The 23399-nt window shown below is 60.8% G+C and carries 25 protein-coding genes; 12 read left to right on the plus strand and 13 right to left on the minus strand.

Annotated elements, in window-relative coordinates:
• The first annotated feature begins 89 nt into the window (after positions 1 to 89).
• Positions 90 to 2411 (plus strand): hybrid sensor histidine kinase/response regulator, encoded by a 2322-nt coding sequence (locus tag JFU57_RS31105; protein WP_201131887.1) that lies wholly within the window; start codon positions 90 to 92, stop codon positions 2409 to 2411.
• Here the strand turns inward: JFU57_RS31105 and JFU57_RS31110 are convergent.
• The 3 genes from JFU57_RS31110 to msrB form a co-directional block, all read right to left on the minus strand.
• Complete coding sequence (locus JFU57_RS31110; RefSeq protein ID WP_201131888.1) at positions 2395 to 2856, minus strand: MarR family winged helix-turn-helix transcriptional regulator; 462 nt, start codon at positions 2854 to 2856, stop codon at positions 2395 to 2397. The two genes, JFU57_RS31105 and JFU57_RS31110, sit on opposite strands and share 17 nt — an antisense overlap.
• Positions 2853 to 3338 (minus strand): glutathione peroxidase, encoded by a 486-nt coding sequence (locus tag JFU57_RS31115; protein ID WP_201131889.1) that lies wholly within the window; start codon positions 3336 to 3338, stop codon positions 2853 to 2855. The genes JFU57_RS31110 and JFU57_RS31115 overlap by 4 nt, the downstream gene beginning before the upstream one ends.
• 111 nt (positions 3339 to 3449) lie before the next feature.
• On the minus strand, positions 3450 to 3842 hold the full coding sequence (msrB, locus tag JFU57_RS31120; RefSeq protein WP_201131890.1) for a peptide-methionine (R)-S-oxide reductase MsrB: 393 nt from the start codon (positions 3840 to 3842) through the stop codon (positions 3450 to 3452).
• Between the two features lie 224 nt (positions 3843 to 4066).
• Between msrB and JFU57_RS31125 the strand changes: the two genes are divergently transcribed.
• Entirely contained in the window at positions 4067 to 5278 is a 1212-nt protein-coding gene (locus JFU57_RS31125; RefSeq protein WP_020299703.1) for a pyridoxal phosphate-dependent aminotransferase, read from the plus strand.
• Positions 5279 to 5581: 303 nt separating this feature from the next.
• Positions 5582 to 6469 (plus strand): protease HtpX, encoded by an 888-nt coding sequence (gene htpX, locus JFU57_RS31130; RefSeq protein WP_020299702.1) that lies wholly within the window; start codon positions 5582 to 5584, stop codon positions 6467 to 6469.
• 69 nt (positions 6470 to 6538) lie between these two features.
• Here htpX and JFU57_RS31135 read toward each other — a convergent pair whose 3' ends face one another.
• Positions 6539 to 7198 carry a thiopurine S-methyltransferase gene (locus JFU57_RS31135; RefSeq protein WP_201131891.1) on the minus strand — a complete coding sequence of 220 codons (660 nt, stop codon included), beginning with the start codon at positions 7196 to 7198 and terminating at the stop codon, positions 6539 to 6541.
• Between the two features lie 103 nt (positions 7199 to 7301).
• Here JFU57_RS31135 and JFU57_RS31140 point away from each other — a divergent pair, with 103 nt between their 5' ends.
• Positions 7302 to 8069, plus strand: coding sequence for a DODA-type extradiol aromatic ring-opening family dioxygenase (locus JFU57_RS31140; protein ID WP_201131892.1), 768 nt, complete (start codon positions 7302 to 7304; stop codon positions 8067 to 8069).
• 104 nt (positions 8070 to 8173) lie between these two features.
• Here the strand turns inward: JFU57_RS31140 and JFU57_RS31145 are convergent, their stop codons facing one another.
• Complete coding sequence (locus JFU57_RS31145; RefSeq protein ID WP_020299699.1) at positions 8174 to 9847, minus strand: DEAD/DEAH box helicase; 1674 nt, start codon at positions 9845 to 9847, stop codon at positions 8174 to 8176.
• A 418-nt stretch (positions 9848 to 10265) separates the two neighbouring features.
• Here JFU57_RS31145 and JFU57_RS31150 point away from each other — a divergent pair, with 418 nt between their 5' ends.
• Positions 10266 to 11057 (plus strand): crotonase/enoyl-CoA hydratase family protein, encoded by a 792-nt coding sequence (locus tag JFU57_RS31150; RefSeq protein ID WP_201131893.1) that lies wholly within the window; start codon positions 10266 to 10268, stop codon positions 11055 to 11057.
• 74 nt (positions 11058 to 11131) lie between these two features.
• On the opposite strand, the gene JFU57_RS31155 is transcribed toward JFU57_RS31150, so the two are convergent.
• Positions 11132 to 11887, minus strand: a complete 756-nt coding sequence (locus tag JFU57_RS31155; RefSeq protein WP_078470661.1) for a spermidine synthase — start codon at positions 11885 to 11887, stop codon at positions 11132 to 11134.
• A 160-nt stretch (positions 11888 to 12047) separates the two neighbouring features.
• Here JFU57_RS31155 and JFU57_RS31160 point away from each other — a divergent pair, with 160 nt between their 5' ends.
• Entirely contained in the window at positions 12048 to 13394 is a 1347-nt protein-coding gene (locus tag JFU57_RS31160) for a class II 3-deoxy-7-phosphoheptulonate synthase (protein ID WP_078470662.1), read from the plus strand.
• A 52-nt stretch (positions 13395 to 13446) separates the two neighbouring features.
• Here JFU57_RS31160 and JFU57_RS31165 read toward each other — a convergent pair whose 3' ends face one another.
• Positions 13447 to 14658 carry a winged helix-turn-helix domain-containing protein gene (locus tag JFU57_RS31165; protein WP_201131894.1) on the minus strand — a complete coding sequence of 404 codons (1212 nt, stop codon included), beginning with the start codon at positions 14656 to 14658 and terminating at the stop codon, positions 13447 to 13449.
• A gap of 57 nt (positions 14659 to 14715) precedes the next feature.
• The gene (locus tag JFU57_RS31170; RefSeq protein ID WP_078470935.1) at positions 14716 to 14937 is read right to left on the minus strand and encodes a DUF1127 domain-containing protein; all 222 of its coding nucleotides are present in this window, start codon (positions 14935 to 14937) and stop codon (positions 14716 to 14718) included.
• 97 nt (positions 14938 to 15034) lie between these two features.
• Between JFU57_RS31170 and JFU57_RS31175 the strand changes: the two genes are divergently transcribed.
• Positions 15035 to 15889, plus strand: coding sequence for a LysR substrate-binding domain-containing protein (locus JFU57_RS31175; RefSeq protein WP_178102948.1), 855 nt, complete (start codon positions 15035 to 15037; stop codon positions 15887 to 15889).
• Here JFU57_RS31175 and JFU57_RS31180 read toward each other — a convergent pair.
• Positions 15879 to 16628 carry a sulfite exporter TauE/SafE family protein gene (locus JFU57_RS31180; RefSeq protein WP_078470665.1) on the minus strand — a complete coding sequence of 250 codons (750 nt, stop codon included), beginning with the start codon at positions 16626 to 16628 and terminating at the stop codon, positions 15879 to 15881. The two genes, JFU57_RS31175 and JFU57_RS31180, sit on opposite strands and share 11 nt — an antisense overlap.
• Positions 16629 to 16736: 108 nt before the next feature.
• Between JFU57_RS31180 and JFU57_RS31185 the strand changes: the two genes are divergently transcribed.
• The 3 genes from JFU57_RS31185 to JFU57_RS31195 all read left to right on the plus strand — a co-directional run bounded on the left by JFU57_RS31185 (position 16737) and on the right by JFU57_RS31195 (position 18905).
• Positions 16737 to 17687 carry a LysR family transcriptional regulator gene (locus JFU57_RS31185; protein ID WP_201131895.1) on the plus strand — a complete coding sequence of 317 codons (951 nt, stop codon included), beginning with the start codon at positions 16737 to 16739 and terminating at the stop codon, positions 17685 to 17687.
• Between the two features lie 89 nt (positions 17688 to 17776).
• Positions 17777 to 18238 (plus strand): MarR family winged helix-turn-helix transcriptional regulator, encoded by a 462-nt coding sequence (locus JFU57_RS31190; RefSeq protein WP_201131896.1) that lies wholly within the window; start codon positions 17777 to 17779, stop codon positions 18236 to 18238.
• Positions 18239 to 18485: 247 nt separating this feature from the next.
• Positions 18486 to 18905 (plus strand): organic hydroperoxide resistance protein, encoded by a 420-nt coding sequence (locus JFU57_RS31195; protein WP_201131897.1) that lies wholly within the window; start codon positions 18486 to 18488, stop codon positions 18903 to 18905.
• Between the two features lie 78 nt (positions 18906 to 18983).
• Here the strand turns inward: JFU57_RS31195 and JFU57_RS31200 are convergent, their stop codons facing one another.
• Positions 18984 to 19556 carry an elongation factor P gene (locus tag JFU57_RS31200; RefSeq protein WP_043230442.1) on the minus strand — a complete coding sequence of 191 codons (573 nt, stop codon included), beginning with the start codon at positions 19554 to 19556 and terminating at the stop codon, positions 18984 to 18986.
• A 48-nt stretch (positions 19557 to 19604) separates the two neighbouring features.
• Positions 19605 to 20738, minus strand: coding sequence for an elongation factor P maturation arginine rhamnosyltransferase EarP (gene earP, locus JFU57_RS31205; RefSeq protein ID WP_201131898.1), 1134 nt, complete (start codon positions 20736 to 20738; stop codon positions 19605 to 19607).
• Between the two features lie 124 nt (positions 20739 to 20862).
• Between earP and JFU57_RS31210 the strand changes: the two genes are divergently transcribed.
• Together JFU57_RS31210 and JFU57_RS31215 are read left to right on the plus strand one after the other, a co-directional pair.
• Complete coding sequence (locus JFU57_RS31210) at positions 20863 to 21258, plus strand: hypothetical protein (RefSeq protein ID WP_201131899.1); 396 nt, start codon at positions 20863 to 20865, stop codon at positions 21256 to 21258.
• Positions 21259 to 21260: 2 nt separating this feature from the next.
• The gene (locus JFU57_RS31215; RefSeq protein ID WP_201131900.1) at positions 21261 to 21743 is read left to right on the plus strand and encodes a GreA/GreB family elongation factor; all 483 of its coding nucleotides are present in this window, start codon (positions 21261 to 21263) and stop codon (positions 21741 to 21743) included.
• A 13-nt stretch (positions 21744 to 21756) separates the two neighbouring features.
• On the opposite strand, the gene cysB is transcribed toward JFU57_RS31215, so the two are convergent.
• Both cysB and JFU57_RS31225 read right to left on the minus strand, forming a co-directional pair.
• Positions 21757 to 22731, minus strand: a complete 975-nt coding sequence (gene cysB / locus JFU57_RS31220) for an HTH-type transcriptional regulator CysB (RefSeq protein WP_007931387.1) — start codon at positions 22729 to 22731, stop codon at positions 21757 to 21759.
• Positions 22732 to 22844: 113 nt separating this feature from the next.
• Positions 22845 to 23345, minus strand: coding sequence for a universal stress protein (locus JFU57_RS31225; RefSeq protein WP_078470672.1), 501 nt, complete (start codon positions 23343 to 23345; stop codon positions 22845 to 22847).
• Between the last annotated feature and the right edge of the window lie 54 nt (positions 23346 to 23399).

Raw genomic sequence — 23399 nt, forward strand, 5'->3', positions numbered from 1 at the left:
GCAGGATCAGCGCCAGGCCCCTGCCGGCAATAACTGACGATCAGCTATGCTTGCCCAGCGAAGGGAAACGGAAAGTGGCTCAGCATCCCATGGATATTAAATTCACCCACCGCCTGTCTTACAAACAAGCTAGGCTTACAGTGCTGGTCGGCTTCATCCTCGGGACGGCGCTCAGTCTGCTGCAAATCGGCATCGATTATGCCAGTGAAGACGCCTCCATCAATCAGGAAATACGCTCGCTCCTGGAAATCAGCCATAACCCGGCCTCGCGTATCGCCTACAACATCGACGCCGAACTGGCCCAGGAACTGACCCTGGGTTTGCTACGCTCACCGGCCATCATTGGCGCGCAACTGATCGATAACAACAACACCCTGCTGGCCAATGTCGAGCGTCCACCGCTGAAAAGCCGCTACCGGGCCATCAGCGACTTCCTGTTCGGCGCCAATCGCCAGTTCGAAGACCGGCTCTTTCTCAGCCATCTACCCGAAGAATCCTTGGGCACCTTGCACCTGGAGGTCGATACCTTCGCCTTCGGCAGCCGCTTCCTGCGCCGGGCCGAAGTGACCCTGATCAACGGCTTCGCCCGCAGCCTGATCCTGACCGGGATTCTCCTTGGCCTGTTTTACGTGATGCTGACCAAGCCGCTGGTCAGGGTGATCCGCGAACTCAGTGGCCGCGACCCGCGCAGCGCCGACCAGCCCAAGCTGGACTTCCCGCCGGGCCACGAAAACGATGAAATCGGGGTGCTGGTCAAGGTCGCCAACCAGCAGTTTGAAAACATGTCCACCGAGATCCAGCAACGGCGCAACGCAGAAAACCGCCTGACCGACTATCTTGGCCAACTGGAAAACATCGTCTCCGCACGCACCACTGAGCTCAAGGCGATCAACCAGCGCCTGAGCCAATCCAACGAAGAACTGGAAACCGCCCGCAGCACCGCTCTGGATATGGCTCAGGCGCGGGCCGCCTTCCTGGCCAACATGAGCCACGAAATCCGCACCCCGCTCAATGGCTTGCTGGGCATGATCGCCTTGTCCCTGGACAGCCAGCTGAACGCCGAACAACGCCAGCAACTGTCGATCGCCCACGATTCCGGCAAGGTGCTGGTGGAGTTGCTCAACGATATTCTCGACATGTCAAAGTTCGACGCCGGGCAACTGGAACTGGAACGCATCCCGTTCGACCTCGGCGTGCTGGTCGAAGACACCGCCAATCTGCTGTCGCAGAACACCGCGTCCAGCGTCGAATTGACCTGCCTGATCGAACCCGATTTCCCGGCTCTGGTGCTGGGTGACCCGACTCGAGTGCGGCAGATCGTCAGCAACCTGTTGTCGAACGCGCTGAAATTCACCCGATTCGGCCGGGTGGATGTGCGCCTGTGCACCCACGATGACGGGGTACGGATCGAAGTCTGCGACACCGGCATCGGCATCGCACCGGAAGCTCAACTGCGGATTTTTCAACCCTATACCCAGGCTGGCGCCGGCATCACGCGCCAGTACGGCGGCACCGGCCTTGGGCTGGCCCTGACCCACAACCTGTGCGAGGCCATGCAGGGACGGCTGAGCATCAGCTCCGAGGTGGGTTTTGGCAGCCAGTTCTGCGCCGACCTGCCGTTACCCTGCCATACCCCGGCCGTGGCTCCGGCGCCGTTGTTTGGCACTATCCTGGCGATTACCGAGCCTGGCAGCGGCCTCGCTGAACTGCTGGGCAAACTCCTGCCGGCCTGGGGCCTGAATTATCGACGCTGCAACCTGAGCGATTCGCTGCTCGGGCTCGAGCCCGATCTGTTGATCACCGACTGCCCGGAATGCCTGTTCGGCCTGCGCCCGACCCTCTCTGCGCCGATCCTGCTGGTCACCGCCTATGGCAGTTTTCTCCCCAGTGAGGAGGCTGCTGCCCTGGCGCCGCTGCAGCAACAGGCCCGGCCATTGGCGCGCAATGCCCTGTACCAGACACTGCGTCGGGCACTGCTGGGGCACACCGTGATCATCGACGACGCTCAGCTGGAGACCTACACGCCTTTACGTCGAGCACGGATCCTGCTCGTGGAGGACAACCCGGTGAACCAACTGGTGGCCAAGGGCATGCTCAGCAAACTCGGCTGCGCCGTGAACGTCGCGGCCCACGGTGCCGAAGCCCTCAACCTGCTGGAGCACGAGGACTTCGATCTGGTGCTGATGGACTGCAACATGCCGGTCATGGACGGTTACGAGGCCAGCCGGCAGATACGTCGCAGCGGCCGCTGGCCTGACCTGCCGATCATTGCCCTGACCGCCAACGCCATGCCCGAAGAGCGCGAACGTTGCCGCCTGGCAGGCATGAGCGATTACCTGGCCAAGCCGTTCCGACGCGAAGAACTGGCCGCCCTGCTGGACCTCTGGGTGCCGACTACGACAATGCTTTGACCTGGGCCAGTAAACGGTCCAGACCATTGCGCAACTCGTCCAAACCATTGAGGTCGACGCCGCTGTCGCAGAGCAAGGCCGCCTTGAGCGGCGGCACTTGCTCGCGCAGGGCCAGGCCCGCAGGGCTCAGGCTCAGGTGCACCTCACGCTCATCCAGGACCGAGCGCTGGCGCTGCACCAGTTGCAACTGTTGCAGTCGCTTGAGCAATGGCGTCAGGGTTCCGGAGTCCAGCGCCAGGCGCTCACCCAGCGCCTTGACGGTGGGTAATTCGGGCGGCGTTGCCTGCCACTCCCACAGCACCAGCATCACCAGGTACTGCGGGTAAGTCAGGCCCAACTGGTCGAGCATCGGCTTGTAGCCACGCACCACAGCCCGCGAGGCGGCGTAGAGTTTGAAACACAGCTGACGGTCGAGGCTCAGCGAATCGGCGGACAGGTCGTTCATTTGAGCAGGGCTTCAATCTCGCTCGTCAGGTCCTGGGGCTTGGTGGTCGGCGCGAAACGCTTGACCACCTGCCCGTCCTTGCCGATCAGGAATTTGGTGAAGTTCCACTTGATGCCCTGGGAGCCCAGCAAGCCCGGCGCACGCTTTTTCAACTGAACGAACAGTGGATGGGCCTGTGCGCCATTGACATCGACCTTCTTGAACAGCGGGAAGCTGACACCGAAGTTCAGTTCGCAAAACTCGGAAATCGCCCCCTCGTTTCCCGGTTCCTGCTTGCCGAACTGATTGCACGGGAACCCCAGCACCACCAGACCTTGATCCTTGTAGGTCTGCCACAGCTCCTCCAGCCCTTTGTACTGGGGCGTAAAACCGCACTTGCTGGCGGTGTTGACCACCAGTACGGCCTTGCCGTGGAAGTCGGCCAGGGTTGTTTGCTCGCCCTTGATGGTGGTGCACGGGATGTTCAACAGGGTGTCACTCATGGTGCAGGCTCCAGGAACAGTAAAGGTCGCTAAAAATAGCGCTCAATTAAATTGCGTACAATCTAATTCAACGGAAAGCGATTTCGAAAAATCGCTTCTTGTCGGCAGGTCTTAGCGCGGCACCAGGTCCAGGCACACCGAATTGATGCAATAACGCAGGCCGGTCGGTGGCGGCCCATCAGGGAATACATGCCCCAGGTGCGCATCACATTTGGCGCACACCACTTCAGTGCGGATCATGCCGTGGCTGACATCGCGAATCTCGACCATGGCGCTTTCACCGATCGGTTCGTAGAAGCTCGGCCAGCCGCAGCCGGAATCGAATTTGGCCCGCGAGTCGAACAAGGGCTCGTTGCAGCAGATACAGTGATAGACCCCTTCGGTCTTGGTGCCGTTGTACTTGCCCGAGAACGGTCGTTCGGTGCCTTTGAGCCGGCATACGTTGTATTGCTCGGGATCGAGCATGGCGCGCCATTCTTCAAGGGTTTTTTCCAGCTTTTCCATCATCCCTCCTCTGCAACTGAAAAAGCCCGATCTGTATCTTTTCCACGGATCAGGCGGCACGTATGATTGCGCCTCGTTAGACGCCAGTCTGGCAGCCGCGCCAAGCGCATTCAAACGGATTTTGCCGCTGCAAGCGTAGGCTACAGGCCTGTGTGAAAACGCAGGATTCCCAGTACGGTAGTTCATCCGCCATCTGGATCGTTCATTTTCGGGAACACATCGCCATGCAGGTCAGCAAATCGAACAAGCTCGCCAACGTCTGCTACGACATTCGCGGCCCAGTGCTCAAGCACGCCAAACGTCTGGAAGAGGAAGGCCATCGCATCCTCAAGCTGAACATCGGCAACCCGGCACCCTTTGGTTTCGAAGCGCCGGATGAAATCCTTCAGGACGTGATCCGCAACCTGCCGACCGCACAGGGCTACAGCGACTCCAAAGGCCTGTTCAGTGCGCGCAAGGCGGTCATGCAGTACTACCAGCAGAAGCAGGTGGAAGGCGTCGGCATCGAAGACATCTACCTGGGCAACGGTGTTTCCGAACTGATCGTGATGGCCATGCAGGCCCTGCTCAACAATGGCGACGAAGTGCTGGTCCCGGCCCCGGACTACCCGCTGTGGACCGCTGCGGTCAGCCTGGCAGGCGGCAATCCGGTGCATTACCTGTGTGACGAGCAGGCCAACTGGTGGCCGGACCTGGCCGACATCAAGGCCAAGATCACCCCGAACACCAAAGCCCTGGTGATCATCAACCCCAACAACCCGACGGGCGCCGTATACCCCAAGGAAGTGCTGCTGGGCATGCTCGAACTGGCCCGCCAGCACAACCTGGTGGTGTTCTCCGACGAGATCTACGACAAGATTCTGTACGACGACGCCGTGCATATCTGCACCGCGTCCCTGGCTCCGGACCTGTTGTGCCTGACCTTCAACGGCCTGTCCAAGTCGTATCGGGTCGCGGGCTTCCGCTCCGGCTGGGTGGCCATTTCCGGTCCCAAGCACCATGCCCAGAGCTACATCGAGGGCATCGATATGCTGGCCAACATGCGCCTATGTGCCAACGTGCCGAGCCAGCACGCCATCCAGACTGCACTGGGCGGCTATCAAAGCATCAACGACTTGGTCCTGCCCCAGGGCCGCCTGCTGGAACAACGCAATCGCACCTGGGAACTGCTCAATGACATTCCCGGCGTAAGCTGCGTCAAGCCCATGGGCGCGCTGTACGCCTTCCCGCGGATCGACCCGAAAGTCTGCCCGATTCATAACGATGAGAAGTTCGTCCTCGACCTGCTGCTCTCGGAGAAACTGCTGGTGGTTCAAGGCACGGCCTTCAACTGGCCATGGCCCGACCACTTCCGCGTCGTCACCCTGCCACGGGTGGATGACCTGGAGCAGGCAATTGGCCGGATCGGCAGCTTCCTCAAGTCTTACCGTCAGTAAGTACCCGTTGCAGTGCGATCGGTCCGCCGGTCGCACTGCGATTAATTCAGCAACACATCTTCGCTCCCCTGCCCCGCCTCCCTTCTATAAGCTGACACCCTCCCGACACACCGCTGGTGCAAGGGCTTGTAGCAAAAAACACACTTCGGGATTTATCTGATTCGCCGCAGAAATTTCATGCACGCGTCTAGGATCAGTCTGTAAGACACAGTTTGAAATAGTCACCCGGTTGAATAGCCCGGTGCCGCACCTTATATACCCCGCAGTACGCTACATCTTAAGCATGAGGAGATTTTAACAACCATGATGCGCATTCTGCTGTTTTTGGCCACTAACCTGGCGGTCGTGCTGATTGCCAGCATTACCCTGAGCCTTTTCGGCTTCAACGGGATCATGGCGGCCAACAAGGTTGATCTCGACCTTACTCAGCTGCTGATCTTCTGTGCCGTCTTTGGTTTCGCCGGTTCGCTGTTCTCGCTGTTCATCTCCAAGTGGATGGCGAAGATGAGCACCAGCACCCAAATCATCAGCCAGCCACGCACTCGTCACGAGCAATGGCTGCTGCAGACCGTTGAACAACTGTCCCGTGAAGCCGGGATCAAGATGCCCGAGGTCGGTATTTTCCCGGCTTACGAGGCCAACGCCTTTGCCACCGGCTGGAACAAGAACGACGCGCTGGTTGCGGTCAGCCAGGGCTTGCTGGAACGTTTTTCGCCGGATGAAGTTAAAGCCGTGCTGGCCCATGAAATCGGGCACGTCGCCAACGGTGACATGGTCACCCTGGCGTTGATCCAGGGCGTGGTGAACACCTTCGTGATGTTCTTCGCCCGTATCATCGGCAACTTTGTCGATAAGGTGATTTTCAAGAACGAAGAAGGCCAGGGCATTGCCTATTACATCGCGACCATCTTCGCCGAGCTGGTCCTGGGCATCCTCGCCAGCTCCATCGTCATGTGGTTCTCGCGCAAACGCGAGTTCCGTGCCGACGAAGCCGGCGCCCGCCTGGCCGGTACCAGCGCGATGATTGGCGCCCTGCAGCGCCTGCGCTCGGAACAGGGCTTGCCGGTGCACATGCCCGACACCTTGAACGCCTTCGGCATCAACGGTGGTCTCAAGCAAGGCCTGGCTCGGATGTTCATGAGCCACCCACCGCTGGAAGAGCGTATTGAAGCACTGCGTCGTCGCGGCTGATAGCGACACCAGTAACACCCAAAAGGGCGACGCGAGTCGCCCTTTTGCATGGTCGCGATAAAACCAGGCTCAGGCCTTGTCCAGCAACCGGTAGACCCGTTCGTCCAGGCGCGTGACCCCACCCTTTAGAAACTTCCAGCTCTCGCCCAGAATGTCCCGCTCCACTTCGACCTCAAGCTGCCAACGCGCGCCCAGCAAATGCCTGACCTCTTCGTCGAGCACGGCAAAGGGCGGTCCTTCGATGAGCGCCTGATCGTAATCCATGGTGATCAGCAAGCCACGCGCGCCCTGGGGCAGTACGCGATTCAACAGCGCTGCGTACTGGCCGCGCATCTCTGGCGGCAAGGCGATCAACGCCGCCCGGTCATACAAAGCCGTGCAATCGGCGACGTCCTCGGCAGCCAGGGCGAAGATATCGCCGCACCAGAGCTGGATCGCGCCCTCCTGAAAGACCTTGAAACGCCCGTGCCGAGTAACGGTGGGCGTCAGTTGCTGTTCACTGAAGAAGTCCTGGATGGCCTTTTCCGACAACTCGATGCCCAGCACCTCGTGCCCTAGGTCGGCGAGCCACTTGAGGTCCAGGCTTTTGCCACACAACGGCACCAGCACCCGCGCCCCTGGGGTGAGCCCCAAATGCGGCCAGAACTGCTGGAGATAGGGATTGACCTCTGATAGGTGAAAGCCGATCTGATCGCGCTCCCAGCGTTTTTGCCAAAATTCCGGCTCCATGAATCACCCTGAAATTCGATCAAAAAGCACTAAAACTTATATTAGATTTAGATTGATGATCTGATTGAAGATGGCCCTATCTTAACCCCCCAGGATCCCCTCCATGCTCCCCAGCCTGTTTATCTCTCATGGTTCACCCATGCTCGCCCTGGAGCCCGGGGCCAGCGGTCCGGCATTGGCGCGACTGGCTGCGCAACTGCCAAAACCCAAGGCAATCGTGATGGTTTCCGCGCACTGGGAAAGCCAAGACCTGAGGGTCAGCGCCAACCCGCATCCGGAGACCTGGCACGACTTCGGCGGCTTCCCCGCCGCCCTGTTCGCCGTGCAGTACCCGGCCCCGGGTGATCCGGCCCTGGCGGCCCAGGTGGTAGAGCTGCTCAAGGCCGATGGCTTGCCCGCACAGCTCGACAGCAAGCGCCCCCTTGACCACGGCGTATGGGTACCGTTGTCGCTGATGTACCCCTCAGCGGACATTCCCGTGGTCCAGGTCTCGCTACCAAGCCGCCTCGGCCCTGATCTGCAGACCCATGTCGGGCATGCATTGGCCAGCCTGCGCGAGCAGGGAGTGTTGCTGATCGGCTCCGGCAGCATCACCCACAACCTGGGTGAGCTCGACTGGCACGCCGGGCCGGAAAGCATCGAGCCCTGGGCCAAGGCCTTTCGTGACTGGATGATCGACAAGCTGGCAGCAAACGATGAGGCCGCCTTGCATGATTACCGGCGCCAGGCGCCAAATGCGGTGCGCAGCCACCCCAGTGATGAACACCTGTTGCCGCTGTATTTCGCCCGTGGTGCCGGCGGCGAATTCAGCATCGTCCACCAAGGCTTCACCCTGGGTGCATTGGGTATGGATATCTATCGCTTTGCCTAGACGCCTCACTGGCCTGCCTGCCGCCAGGCGATAAACGCCAGGCAAAAAAAATCCCCGAACCAGTCGGGGATTTTTTATGTTCGATCAATCAGCCCGAGAGCGGATCAATCTTCGCGATAGCGACGCAGCTTCAGCTGCTTACCGGCAACGCGAGTGTCCTTCAGCTTGGTCAGCAACTTCTCCAGACCATCTTCCGGCAGCTCCACCAGGGAGAAGCTGTCACGCACCTGGATGCGACCGATCGCTTCACGAGCCAGGCCGCCTTCGTTGAGGATGGCGCCCAGCAGGTTCTTGGCAGCGATACCATCACGCGCGCCCAGCGCGGTACGGCAGCGAGCACGGCCTTCAGCCAGCGGGATTGGAGCACGACGCTCGCGGTCACCACGGTCTGGACGGTCGCCAGTGCGCTCAGGACGATCGCCACGCGGTGCGTTGTTCGGCACAAGTGGACGCTCTTTCTCGATGGCTGCCAGGGTCAGAGCCTGACCGTTGGTAGCTTTGCGCAGCAGAGCAGCGGCCAGGGCACGTGGCGTGCAGCCGATATCGGCGGTCAGGCGATCCAGCAGATCACCGTGGGTCGATTCAGCATCGGCCACCAGCGGCGACAGACTGTTGGTCAGCTTCTTGATACGCGCGTCGAGCACCGCTTGGGCGTCCGGCAGGCGAACTTCAGCAACCTTCTGACCGGTTACACGCTCGATCACTTGCAGCATGCGGCGCTCACGTGGAGTCACCAGCAGCAGCGCACGACCTTCGCGACCGGCACGGCCGGTACGGCCGATACGGTGCACGTAGGATTCCGGGTCGTACGGCATGTCCACGTTGAATACGTGGGTGATGCGCGGTACGTCCAGGCCGCGAGCAGCAACGTCGGTCGCCACAACGATGTCCAGACGGCCATCCTTGAGGGAGTCGATCACGCGCTCACGCTGGTTCTGAGCAATGTCACCGTTCAGCGCAGCGGCTTTGTAGCCTTTGGCTTCCAGGGCACTGGCCAGATCCAGGGTCGCTTGCTTGGTGCGCACGAACATGATCAGGGCGTCGAAGTCTTCCACTTCCAGCAGACTCAATACAGCCGAGGTCTTCTGGTCAGCGTGAACCAACAGGTGAGCCTGTTCGATCGCGGTAACGGTCTGAGTCTTGGTCTGGATCTTCACGTGTTGCGGATCGCGCAGGTGGCGTTCGGCAATGGCACGGATCGACTGTGGCAGGGTGGCCGAGAACAGTACGGTCTGACGGGTTGCTGGCAAGGCCTTGAAGATAACTTCCAGGTCGTCCATGAAGCCCAGTTTGAGCATTTCGTCAGCTTCGTCGAGAACCAGGTGGTTCACGGTAGCCAGGACTTTTTCGTCACGACGCAGGTGGTCGCACAGACGGCCCGGAGTGGCGACAACGATCTGTGCGCCATTACGGATTGCTTTCAGTTGTGGGCCCATAGGCGCGCCGCCGTAAACGGCCACAACGGTAACGCCCGGCATTTGCTTGGCGTAGGTTTCGAAAGCGGTTGCAACTTGCAGCGCCAACTCACGGGTTGGAGCCAGGATCAGGGCTTGCGGTTCGCGCTTAGCAGGATCGATGCGGTGCAGGATCGGCAGGGCGAACGCAGCGGTTTTACCCGTACCGGTTTGCGCCTGACCAATCATGTCGTGACCGGCCATGATGATCGGGATCGATTGATGCTGGATAGCCGAAGGCTCCTCGTAGCCAGTCGCGATGACGGCTGCAAGAATATTCGGATTAAGATTAAAAGCGGCGAAGCCGCCGGTTTCCTGGGTCATGGGTCTGCCTCTAAGTGCATCCGCAAAGACCCATGCTCCAAAGCTGCGCATGCCGTGTAAGACTCAAGAGTCGCCCTGGCAGCTTTGTCGGCGGGGATTTGCGAAAACGATTGAATGAAAGAATCGTCAAGGATAGTCCGCGCAGCGGACAAGCAGCCGAAGCTGACTTCGGGGAATTGCAATACCTAAACGTGGCCCGGTTAAAGGCCGGCGCGCACTATACCGGAATTACTCAAAAAAGGGAGATTTTTTTATCGGAAAACCCCGCTGTATGCCTGTGCGCCATGGGCTTTGCGGATCATCCGCCAACGGTCTATTTTGCAAAGGCCCGGCCCCGCTGGCCACGGAGCTTAAACGGTTCATCTTTCAGGCTGGTACCGTCGGTCCGAGACGCCCCTTCCCCCCCTAGGATATGCCCATGAATCAGCCCAGCAGCAGTCGCGTCAGCCGTGAACAGCGTGGTCATCTGTTTCTGATCGGCCTGGACCGGGTCGCCAAGCGCAACGCCTTTGATCTCGAGCTGCTCAACCAGTTGAGTCTGGCTTATGGCGAATTCGAGGCGAGCAGCGAGGCCCGGGTAGCGGTGGTCTTTGCCCATGGCGAGCACTTTACCGCTGGGCTGGACCTGGCCAATGTCGGCGCGGCACTGGCTGAAGGCTGGCAGGCCCCGGCCGGCGGTTGTGACCCCTGGGGTGTGTTTGCCGGCCCCCGGGTCAGCAAGCCGGTGATTGTCGCGGCGCAGGGCTACTGCCTGACCATTGGCATCGAATTGATGCTGGCGGCCGATATCAACCTGTGCGCCAGCAATACCCGGTTTGCCCAACTGGAAGTGCAGCGGGGGATTTTTCCTTTTGGCGGCGCCACCCTGCGTCTGCATCAGATCGCCGGCTGGGGCAACGCCATGCGCTGGTTGCTGACCGGCGACGAATTCGATGCCCACGACGCCTTGCGCCTAGGTCTGGTGCAAGAGGTGATGGCCAGTGAGGATTTGCTGCCGCGCGCGATGCTGCTGGCCGAGCGGATTGCCCGGCAGGCGCCGCTGGGGGTCCAGGCCACCTTGATGTCTGCCCGTCAGGCGCGCCTGGAAGGTGAAACCGCAGCAGCCCTGGGTTTGCCGCCGCTGGTGAAGAAACTCCTGAACAGCGAGGACGCCAAGGAGGGCGTGCGGGCAATGATCGAAAAGCACCCAGGGGTGTTCAAGGGTCTGTAGCCGCTGCCGAGGAACAAGGCTGCGCTGGCCCTAACCCGCCGGCGCACATACCGGCCTACTGCGACGGCGGGCCATCAGGTCGCTGGGCGGATGGCCTTGATCAGCGATTGCAATGAGTAGCCCAGGCGCGGGGCCAGGGCTTCGGCGCGGGCAGACAGGGCGCCGCTGTCCAGTTCCTGATCAAGGTCTGCGGGCACGATCAGAATCACGTTGCCCTCCTTCACCGGCAACTCCCAGTAATGCCGATGATAAAGCCCACGCAACAACGCCGCGCCCAAGGGCTTGCCATCATCGGTGGCCCACTGGTTGATCACCAGCCAGCCACCCGGGTTGAGGCGCTTCTGGCAGTTTTCCAGGAAACCCCAGGCCAGGTGCCCGACACCCGGGCCGACATCGGTATAAAGGTCGACGAAGATCAGGTCTGCGGGTTCGGCAGTCTCCAGCAGTTCCAGGGCATCGCCGACGCGAATGTACAGCCGTGGATCATCGTCCAGCCCCAGGTATTCGATGGCCAGGCGTGGCACATCGGGACGCAGTTCGATGGCTTCGACGTCTTCCAGGGGCAGAAACTTCAGGCAGGCCTGAGTCAGGGTCCCGGCGCCGAGGCCGAGAAACAGCGCGCTTTCCGGGTGCTCATGGCACAAGGCACCGATCAACATGGCGCGGGTGTAGTCGTACTCGAGCCAGCTCGGATCGGCAGTGAACACGCAGCTCTGCTCGATGGCGTCGCCAAACTCGAGAAAGCGGTAATCGGCCACTTCCAGCACCCGGATCATGCCGAACTCATCGTGCACTTCGGCGAGCAGGTGCTCGACGCGCTCCTCAGTCATCTCATCTCCTAGGCGCAATGGGGCTCAAGCTCGCCATTGCAATCAACCAACCACTCGGCGCCGAGCGGGAAAGGCGCGATTGTCGGCCAAGCGACGGGAACAGGTCACGCACTAATTGCTGATAACATGCGCCTCCCACCGAAGAACACTTGAGTGCGTGATGAGCCAACCCTGGAGTCCCGACAGCTGGCGTGCCTTGCCGATCCAGCAACAACCCCACTACCCCGATGCAGCCCATTTGCTGCAGGTCGAGCAATCCCTGGCCAGCTATCCGCCGCTGGTATTTGCCGGTGAAGCCCGGGAGTTGCGACGCCAGTTTGCCGAGGTGACCCAGGGTCGCGCATTCCTCCTGCAAGGCGGCGATTGCGCCGAGAGCTTCGCCGAGTTCTCTGCCGCGAAGATCCGCGACACCTTCAAGGTGCTGCTGCAGATGGCGATCGTCATGACCTTCGCCGCCGGCTGCCCGGTGGTCAAAGTCGGGCGCATGGCCGGTCAGTTCGCCAAGCCGCGCTCGGCCAACGACGAAACCATCAACGGCGTTACCCTGCCGGCCTACCGGGGCGATATCGTCAACGGCATCGGTTTCGACATGAAAAGCCGCGTCCCGGACCCGGACCGCCTGCTGCAGTCCTACCACCAGTCCACCGCGACCCTGAACCTGCTGCGCGCGTTCGCCCAAGGCGGCTTTGCCGACTTGCACCAGGTGCACAAGTGGAACCTGGACTTCATCGCCAACTCGGCCCTGGCCGAGAAGTACAGTCACCTGGCCGACCGGATCGATGAAACCCTGGCCTTTATGCGCGCCTGCGGTATGGACAGCTCGCCACAACTGCGCGAGACCAGCTTCTTCACCGCCCATGAGGCCCTGCTGCTGAACTACGAAGAAGCCTTTGTGCGGCGCGACAGCCTGACCAACGACTACTACGACTGCTCGGCGCACATGCTGTGGATCGGCGACCGCACTCGCCAGCTGGACGGCGCCCACGTCGAATTCCTGCGCGGGGTGAACAACCCGATCGGGGTCAAGGTCGGCCCAAGCATGAACACCGACGAGCTGATTCGCCTGATCGATATCCTCAACCCGGATAACGATCCCGGACGCCTCAACCTGATCGTGCGCATGGGCGCGAACAAGGTCGGCGATCACCTGCCCCAACTGATCCGCGCGGTGGAAGGCGAAGGCAAGCAGGTGCTGTGGAGCTCCGACCCGATGCACGGCAATACCATCAAGGCCAGCAGCGGTTACAAGACCCGCGACTTCGCGCAGATCCTCAACGAGGTGAAGCAGTTCTTCCAGGTACACGAAGCAGAAGGCAGCTACGCCGGCGGTATCCACATCGAGATGACCGGGCAAAACGTCACTGAATGCATCGGTGGCGCGCGCCCTATCACCGAGGATGGCCTGTCGGACCGCTATCACACCCACTGCGACCCGCGGATGAACGCCGATCAATCCCTGGAGCTAGCGTTCCTGATTGCCGAGACCTTGAAACAGGTCAAGCGCTAAGCAAGCCGGGCGCGCTCGTGGCGGGATAAGCCCGCGAGCGTGCCCCGCAGCCCTAGAGAAAACCCCGCAATCGCTGGGCACTGGCCCTTGGGCAATTGAGCTGGACCTGCTCCAGCCCCAGCCACTGCGCCATTTGGCGTAAATTAGCTGCCAGCGCCATCATCCCCTGTTCATCCAGCCCCTGCGGTTCTTCATGCACCGCATGCACTGCCAGGCGCCCCAATGCCCGCTCAGCCCGCAGGTCGACCCGCGCGGCGATCCGCTCGTCATGCAGGAACGGCAGCACGTAGTAGCCATAAATCCGTTTGTGTTGCGGGGTATAGATCTCCAGCCGGTAGCGAAAATCAAACAGGCGCTCGGTCCGGCTGCGCTCCCAGACCAGTGAATCAAAGGGCGAGAGCAAGGCGCTGGCCTCGACCTTGCGCGGCACTTTAGGCGCTGGCAGGCAATAGGCCGCTTGCCGCCAGCCCTCGACCTCGCAGCGTTGCACCTCACCAGCCTCAAGCAACTGGGCCAGGCGCGCCGGACCGTCCGCGGGGCTCAGCCGGAAGTAATCACGCAGGTCTTTTTCCGTGGCAACTCCAAGTGCGCCAATCGCATGCAACAGCAAGCCGCGCTGGGCCTCTGCCTCGTCGAGCAAGGGCTGCTGCAGGATGGCGGCGGGCAGTACCCGCTCCGGCAGGTCGTACAGCCGCTCGAAACCACGACGCCCGGCCACCGTCACTTCGCCGGCAGCGAACAGCCACTCCAGCGCGTGCTTCTCGGCACTCCAGTCCCACCAGGGGCCGGCGCGCTCCTGCCGGGTCGACAGGCTGCCCGCCCCCAGCGCGCCCTGTTCCTCGACACAGGCCAGCACCCGGCGAATGGTCGCCTGTTGCTCCTGGCCAAAACGCGCCAATTGCCCATAGATACCTTGCCCCTGGCTGGCGCGCTGCATCCGCCAGCGCAGCAAGGGGTACATGGCCAACGGCAGCAGCGAGGCCTCATGCCCCCAGTATTCGAACAACCGACGTTGGCGGCCCTGGCTCCAGGCCGCTTGATCGAGCAGTTGCGGGGAGTAATTGCCGAGGCGCGAGAACAACGGCAGGTAGTGCGAGCGCACCAGGGCGTTGACCGAATCAATCTGCAGCAGGCCCAGGCGCCCGATCATCCGATTGACCTGGGCCGAACTGATCGCAGCGGTCGAGGGCCGTACGCCAAAGCCTTGAGCAGCCAAGGCCAGGCGTCGGGCCTGCTTGATGGAAAACGACAGTTGGGCGGGCATGGGCATCTCCTTGTCTGCCCGCAAACTACCTCAGCCGCCAGCCGCTTGTGTAGCCGTTTATTTGGACATCGGGTCATCCCAGAAGGGCCTGCTGATTTCACGCTCGACGTCTGCGCGGCTCAAGCCAATGTCCTTGAGCGCTTCGTCGCTCATGCTCGCCAACTCGACCCGCTCACGGTTGCGCTGATGCCAGCGGGCGACTGTTTGCAGCACCGTCCGCCAGGAAAGACCGTGAAACGAAAACTTCTGCGCCAGCACATAACCTTTTTGACCTTTCATCATCTTGCCCTCCAGTGGGGATGACTAAAGTCTCGCCGCGCAGCTAAGATCAATCCAACGAATGTTTCTTATGCAATACATCTCGGAGATTGATGAATTGTCCAGCTACCCCAGCATCGACACCGAAGTCCTGCGTACCTTCGTCGCCATTGCCGATCAGGGCGGCTTTACCCGGGCCGGTGAGCTGGTCAATCGCACCCAATCTGCCGTCAGCATGCAGATGAAGCGCCTGGAGGAAGACGTGCTGCAGCGCCAGCTATTCCAGCGCGACGGACGCCAGGTCAAGCTCACCGCCGAAGGGCAGGTGCTGCTGGGCTACGCGCGACGGATCCTGAAACTGCACAGCGAAGTGTTCAATACCCTGCGCGAACCCCACATGGTCGGCACCGTGCGCATCGGCACGCCGGATGACTATGTCATGCGGTTTCTGCCGGGAATTCTGTCGCGCTTCGCCCAGGCTTACCCGCTGATCCAGATCGAAGTCCACTGCGAATCGTCCAAGCAACTGTTGCAGCGCCAGGACCTGGACCTGTCCATCGTCACCCGCGAGCCGGGCAGCGAGATCGGTCAGCTGTTGCGCAAGGAGCGCTTCGTCTGGGCCGAGGCGCAGTGCTTCAACCCTCATGAACAAACGCCCATGCCCCTGGCCATGTTCAACAGTGACTGTTTCTGCCGGCTGTGGGCCTGCAATGCGCTGGACGCCGCAGGGCGTGATTATCGGATCGCCTACAACAGCTCCAGCCTGTCGGCGATCATGGCGGTGGTCAGCGCCGGCCTGGCGGTCACCGCTCAGCTCGAAAGCCTGATCACCTCGGACATGCGCATTCTCGGCGCCGCGCAAAACCTGCCGCAGTTGCCCGAGGCCAGCATCATGCTGCTGCGCAACCTGAACACGCCCTCACCCATCACCGAGTGCCTGGCCGAGCATATCGTCGACGGTTTTAAACTTTGAAGCCGAGCATCACCGCACACAGCACCAGAAACCCGCAGAACAATCCGCGCAACAGGCGCTCCGGCATCGAGTGCGCAATCTTCACGCCCCAACTGATGCTCATCAAGCCACCCAGGGCCAGGGGCAGGCCGATCATCCAATCCACTTCATGGTGCACGCCATAGGTCACCAGGGTGACCCCGGTACTGGGCAGCGCTAGCGCCAGCGACAAACCCTGGGCAACCACCTGGCTGGTGCCGAACACGCTGGTCAGTATCGGCGTGGCAACCACCGCGCCGCCGACCCCGAACAGCCCGCCCATGGTGCCCGAGGCCGCGCCCAGCACGCCCAGCCAGGGCCAGGAATAACGCATCTGCGCCGATGCCGGGGTATTGCCGACAAACATCCGCAGCAGGTTGTAGCAAGAGAGCGCCACCAGGAAGGCGACAAACCCGATGCGCATGATCTGCGCATCAATGCCGACCGCCCAGATCGAGCCGATCCAGGCAAAACAGAAGCCCATGCTCGCCAGTGGCAAGGCGTGCCGCAGCTCAATGCGATTGCGCTGGTGATAACGCCACACAGCCAGCATCACATTGGGTACCACCATCACCAGGGCAGTGCCTTGGGCGATTTGCTGATCCAGGCCGAACCACACCCCCAACACCGGAATCGCGATCAAGCCACCACCGATGCCAAACAGCCCACCCATGGTGCCCAGGGCCACACCCAGCAGCAGATACATCACTAGATCAATCACGGTGCATTTCCCCTCACGTCAGAGGCTGCATGCTACGCAGTCGGCGCTGGTACGGAAACGCATAGCAACGCACAATGGCTGTGCCAACTCCGCACAAGCACATCGAAAATGAACCCCAAAGCCCTGACCGAGCAGCTCGGACTGTTCATTGACGTCCTGGAAACCGGCAGTTTTTCCGCCGCGGCCCGGCGCCATCCCCTGACGCCCTCGGCGGTGGCCCGGCGCATCGACAGCCTGGAAAGTGCCATCGGCAGCAAGCTGTTCATGCGCACCACCCACGCCGTGGTCGCGACTGCGGCGGGCCTGGCCTTTGCTGAACGCGCACGACGGATAGTCGCCGAACTGCAATTGGCCCGAGCCGAAGCGGTGTCCCTGAGCCACGCCCCCGAAGGGCTGATCCGGGTCGACGCTCCGGCCGCCTTCGGCCGACGCCACCTGGCGCCGGCAATCGCCGACTTCCTCGGCGTCTACCCAGGACTGGATGTGCAGTTGCACCTGATCGACAGCTTCGTCGATATGCAGGGCTCGAACCTGGGTAAGGTCGACCTGGTGCTGCGCGCCGGGCATATGGTCGATACCCGGCTGGTGGCCACGCCGCTGGCCAGCATTGTGCGCATTGCCTGCGCCAGCCCGGCCTACCTGAAAAGCCGCGGGACGCCGGCCCGCCCCAACGAACTCGGTGAACACGACGGGCTCGACTGGGAGGGACTGGCTCCACTCTTCGCCTGGCGTTTCGAGCAGGATGGGCAGATGCACAGTCATCGCCCGCAGCGCATCCGCATGAGCGCCAACAACGCCGAAGCATTGCTCTCGGGGGCGCTGGCCGGCCTGGGCATCGCCCACCTGCCCACCTGGCTGGCCAGTGAATACCTGCTGCGCGGCGAGCTGCTACCGCTGTTTTGCCAGCATGGCCTGCCCCCGGCGGAAACCTCCGGCATCTATGCCCTGCGCCTGGAGCAGCACAGCAACGCCCGTAGCCGCCTGCTGCTGGAATACTTGAAGGCGCGCTTCAGCCCCGTTCCACCCTGGGACCTGGCCCTGCAAAGCAAGATGGGCTGAAGCCTTGGATCCACCGCCCTCGCACAATTATCTGGCGCATTAAAGATTCGCCCGCTAGATTCAAAACCTGTACTGATCAAGGCCCCACCATGACCACCAAAGGCTCCCTCCCCGACTCTTGCGACGAACTGCGGCTGGATAATCAGCTGTGCTTCGCCCTGCACTCCACCTCGCTGCTGATGACCAAGGTCTACAAGCCCCTGCTGCAAGCACTGGGGCTGACCTACCCCCAATACCTGGCGATGATGGTGCTGTGGGAGCGTGACGGCCTGACCGTTGGCGAGATCAGCACTCACTTGCTGACCGACCCGGGCTCCCTGACCCCGCTGCTCAAGCGCCTCGAAGCCGAAGGCCTGCTCAGCCGTACCCGCAGCCGAGAGGATGAACGGGTGGTGATCGTTGAACTGACCGCGCAAGGCCGCGCCCTGCGCGACAAGGCTCGCGAAATACCGCACTGCATCCTGGCGGCCAGCGGCCAGACGGTGGAGCAACTGCAAAAATTGCAGACCGACCTGCTGGCGTTGCGCGGCCATCTGCAACACAGCCTCTAGCCCTTCCTGCCTGCACGCCGCCCCGACATAGCCGCCCCCACATGACCTGCTGGCGGGCGGAAAGTCTCGCCAACACCCTCCGAATATTAAAATTATTTAAAATCAACTAGATAAGACATCTCGCGGGGACAGCGCGACATTTTCTCAAAAATATATATTGCGCACTAAATATTAGCGCGATACATTTATTTGGCATTTATTTAGCGCGCTAATATTTAGCGAAAACCAAACCTCGGAGACCTACCCCATGCAAACGCTCTATACCGCAGTCGCAACCGCTACCGGTGGCCGTGATGGCCGCGCTGTCTCCAGCGACAACATCCTCGACGTCAAGCTTGCCACCCCTAAAGAGCTGGGCGGTGCCGGTGGCCAGGCGACAAACCCGGAACAGCTGTTCGCCGCCGGCTACTCTGCGTGCTTTATTGGCGCCCTGAAATTCGTCGCCAGCCAGAGCAAACGCCAAATCCCGGATGCAGCCTCGATCACCGCCCACGTCGGCATCGGCCAGATCCCCGGTGGTTTTGGCCTGGATATCGACCTGCATGTGAGCCTGCCCGGCCTCGAGCAAGCCGAGGCCCAGAGCCTGGTGGACGCAGCGCATCAGGTCTGCCCGTACTCCAACGCAACTCGCGGCAACGTCGATGTGCGCTTGCACGTCAGCGTCTGAGTCCTGGCAGAAGATCCCAGGCACAAAAAAGCCCGACTCAATGGTCGGGCTTTTTCGTACGCGAGGTTTAAGCCAGGCTTAGACCTTGGCGCGGCCCTTGTAGGAGCCACCGTCGCGGGTATCGATCTCGATCCAGTCGCCGATTTCAACGAAATCTGCAACGCTCAGCTCGGTACCGTTTTTCAGTTTGGCAGGCTTCATCACCTTGCCCGAAGTGTCGCCGCGAGCGGAACCTTCGGTGTAGTCAACCTGACGCACGATAGTGGTCGGCAGTTCTACGGAAACCAGACGCTCTTCGAAGAAGATCGCTTCGCAAACATCGGTCATGCCTTCTTCAACGAAAGGCAGAACAGCTTCGATGTCTTCAGCGTTCAGTTCGTACATGGTGTAGTCGGTGGTGTCCATGAACGTGTAGGAGTCGCCGCTGATGAAGGACAGGGTCGCCTCTTTGCGGTCGAGGATCACGTCGTCCAGTTTGTCGTCAGCGCTGTAAACGATCTCGGTCTTGTAACCGGTCAGCAGGTTTTTCAGCTTGGTCTTCATGATCGCGCTGTTACGACCGGATTTGGTGAATTCAGCTTTCTGAACCAGCCAAGGATCGTTTTCGAGACGGATCACCATCCCAGGTTTCAGTTCTTTACCAGTTTTCATTACGAATATCCGAATTTGGATGGGATTTACAAAAATCTAGGCCGCGTATCATATCCAATTTAGGTAAAACTGCACCAGCGCTGCGGCAAGATCGGCTTGCAAGGCCTGTTCCAGACACCATTGCTCAGCATGCAAAGACACCTCCGGCCACACATCGAGCAGGGTTTTCCAGCTTTGGCCCATGTCGCCACCGGCATTCCACGCCTGCCACAAGCCATTGATTGCGTCACGAGCCTGCGGCGACAGGCCTTGGGTATACAGGTCGAGGAAGGCCTCGAGCTTGTCCAGGTGGATATCTTCGTCCTGACGATAGATGTGCCAGAGCATCGGACGTCCGGCCCATTGCGCCCGTACAAACGAGTCTTCGCCACGCACGGCATTGAAATCGCAGCACCACAACAACTGATCGTATTGTTCCTGCCGGACGAACGGCAGGACCTGCACCGTCACTGCACCACGCACCTGTCGCGTGCCGACATGCAGCTCGTCGCAGGCCAGCCAGCGCTTCACATCGCCGAGAATTCGACCTTCGGGCACCAGCAGATGAGTCGGCCGGGTATCGGCCGCCAACGCGTCGAGCCAGTTGCCCAAGCCGGCATTTTCGTAGGCAAACAACGAGATCAGCCGTGCATCGCTCGCGGCAGATACGCCAAGCCCTTGCAGGAAATTACGCTGCGCGAGGGTGTCTTGTTGAAACGCCCTACGCCTTTCCAATAGCCCTGCCTCACGCAACAGGCCACCTGTGCCCGGGCGAAACCCGGGAAAGAAAAAGTACTTCTGCACACCCTTGAACTTCACCGACGGCAAGCCGTGGCACCCGACCACCCAATCCTCGGCGCTCAGGTAGTCGAGATTCAACCAGAGCGGCGGGCGCTCGCGCTCGGCCATGGCTTCCATGTAAGCCGCAGGCAGTTGGCAGGCGAAGGCGGCAATCACCACATCGGCAGCCGGCTGCGCAGCCCATTCCGTCGGCCAGTGCCGGACCTCGACGCCTGCCTGCCATTGGCGGACGGCGCTGATATCGACTTCCGGGCAAAGGCGCTCAAAGGCACGCAGATCGTCGACCCACAGCCGCACCTCGCATTGATGCTCGGCCACCAACTGCCGAGCGAGGCGCCAGGTGACCCCGATATCGCCGAAGTTGTCCACGACACTGCAGAAAATATCCCAGGAGGCTTTCATTCCGGGCTCCGATTGGCAAAGGCGCCGATTGTCCGCATAAAACGTCCCGCGCAGAAGAGCCGACGCCGATTAATCTTCGTGCGACAATCGGCCCCCGCACTCGTCCGCCCGCCAGGAGGCCGCCATGTCCTACCGCCCCACCGCCCGCAAACCGCTACGCATCAGCTTCAATGGCCTGAAACTCAGCGTCAGCATTGCCTTGGGTCTGTGGCTGGGTTTTGTGGCCATTGCCCTGACCTGCTGGCTGGCCTCGCGCTTTGTGTTCAGCCAACAACTGGCGCCGGTGGCCCAAGCCGTTCAGCAATTGGCCAAACCGCCGGTGGTCGAACCGGCACCCGCCAACCCGATGTTCGAGCAATATCAGGAAAACCTGCGCAAGAACGAACAACAGCAAAGCCTGGAGAATGCTCGCAACAACCTGCGCAATCAGTCCAATCCCAAATGCCAGTTCTGGCTGCAACAGGACCAGACGGCGCCGACCGACAAGAGCCGGGCCAACGTCCTGCAGTTCTGCGATTGATCATGAACAAACACGCCATCCATCAACTGATTCTACAAAAACTCCGGGACGACCTCGACGTGGCACAGCGCGCGGCGCAAACGGCCTACGAGACGGCGACCCACGAAGAGAACATCGCCGAAAACAAATACGACACCCTGGGCCTTGAGGCTTCGTACCTGGCTGCAGGTCAGGCCAAACGCGTCGAGGAGATCAGGCAAGCCCTGGCGTTGTGCCAGAACCTGACACTGCGCGCCTATGACGAACAGACAGGGATTCAGGTGGGGGCCTTACTGGGGCTTGAAGATGAAAACGGCCACGAGCAGTGGCTGTTTCTGGGGCCGGATGGGGCTGGGCTGAAAGTGTACGTGGTAGGCCAGTTGATTACCGTCATCACCCCTCGCTCACCGCTGGGCCAGAGCCTGATGGGTAAATTCGAGGGAGATGAGGTGCAGATCATTGTCGCGGGCACTCGGCAACAGTTCACTGTTACCGAGGTGAAGTGAGCACGCCGCAGCCTTAGTGCACTGGCAGCTCAACGCCGTCGAACAGCTCTTCCAGTTCCTGTTTGTTGTGGCACTGGATGGCCTTGGCCATGACTTCACGCGTCAGGTGCGGGGCGAACTTCTCGATGAAGTCGCACATGAAACCGCGCAGGAAGGTGCCACGGCGGAAGCCAATCTTGGTGATGCTCGACTCGAACAATTCGCTGGCATCCAGTACCACCAGGTCACTGTCGAGCTTGGTATCGACCGCCATCTTGGCCACGATGCCAACACCCAGGCCCAGGCGCACGTAGGTCTTGATCACATCGGCGTCGGCGGCGGTGAACACCACCTTGGGGGTCAGGCCACGGTGGCTGAAGGCTTCGTCGAGCTTGGAACGACCGGTGAACCCGAATACGTAGGTGACGATCGGGTATTCCGCGAGGGTTTCCAGGGTCAGCTTCGGCAACTTGGTCAGCGGGTGGCCCTGGGGCACGACCACGCAACGGTTCCAGCGATAGCACGGCATCATTACCAGGTCACCGAACAGCTCCAGGGCTTCGGTGGCGATGGCGAAGTCGACAGTGCCGTCGGCCGCCATTTCGGCGATCTGCATGGGCGAGCCCTGATGCATGTGCAGGGCAACGTCAGGGTATTGCTTGATAAAGCTGCTGATCACCGGCGGCAACGCATAACGCGCCTGGGTGTGAGTAGTGGCGATCGATAGGGTGCCCTTTTTCTCGTTGGAGAACTCCTGGGCAATCTGCTTGATGCTTTCGACCTTGCGCAGAATCTCACCGGCGGTGGTGATGATGCGCTCACCGGCCGGAGTAACACGAGTCAAATGCTTGCCGCTACGGGCAAAGACTTCGACCCCCAGCTCATCTTCGAGCAGGCGGATCTGCTTGCTGATACCCGGTTGCGAGGTGTAAAGGCTTTGGGCTGTAGCGGAAACGTTGAGGTCGTGGTGCGCCACTTCCCAGATGTAGCGCAATTGTTGGAGCTTCATATCAATCCCTCAAAGCAGTTGGACGCCACGGGTATCAGCGACGGTATATAACTATATTAATGGTTTGAAGAATAAATCTAGAACTTTTTATTAGAAACTCTTCGACGCCCCTTTCAGATATCCCCCAGTCGACGGCGCTGCACCAAGGGCACGAGGTACACCGGCACCTTCGCCAACTGCAACACACGGGCTGCCGTCCTGCCCAGCGGGGTTTCCACGCCCGCTTCGTGGCTATGACTTCCTACGATCAGCAAATCCACGGAGAGTTTCGCCGCCTGCTCGAGAATGACCTGCGCAGGATCCCCCTGAAACACCCTGACCGACTGAATCAACGCCAGGTCCTGCATGCCTTCCCCCAGTTCTTCACGGAAGCTGTCGAGCACCCGCTGCTCGATACTGGCCATCACCGTGCTCAAACCCTGGTTGTGAAAATCATTCAACGCCTGCTCATCGAGGTAGCTCTGCAGCACCGACTCGGCAAACAGCCCCATAGGCTCCACGGCGTGGATGACATGCAGGTCGGCATTGAACGTTCGAGCCAGTTCCACCGCATGCTGCATCACATAAGGTGCGTACAGACCAAGGTCAGTGGCATATAGCATCGAACGAATCATATGACCTCCATGACTGCCAGGACGGCGGAGATTGATTCAGCTTAGCAGTGCCCG

The organism is Pseudomonas sp. TH07 (assembly GCF_016651285.1).
In the GTDB taxonomy this organism is placed as follows: Bacteria; Pseudomonadota; Gammaproteobacteria; order Pseudomonadales; family Pseudomonadaceae; genus Aquipseudomonas.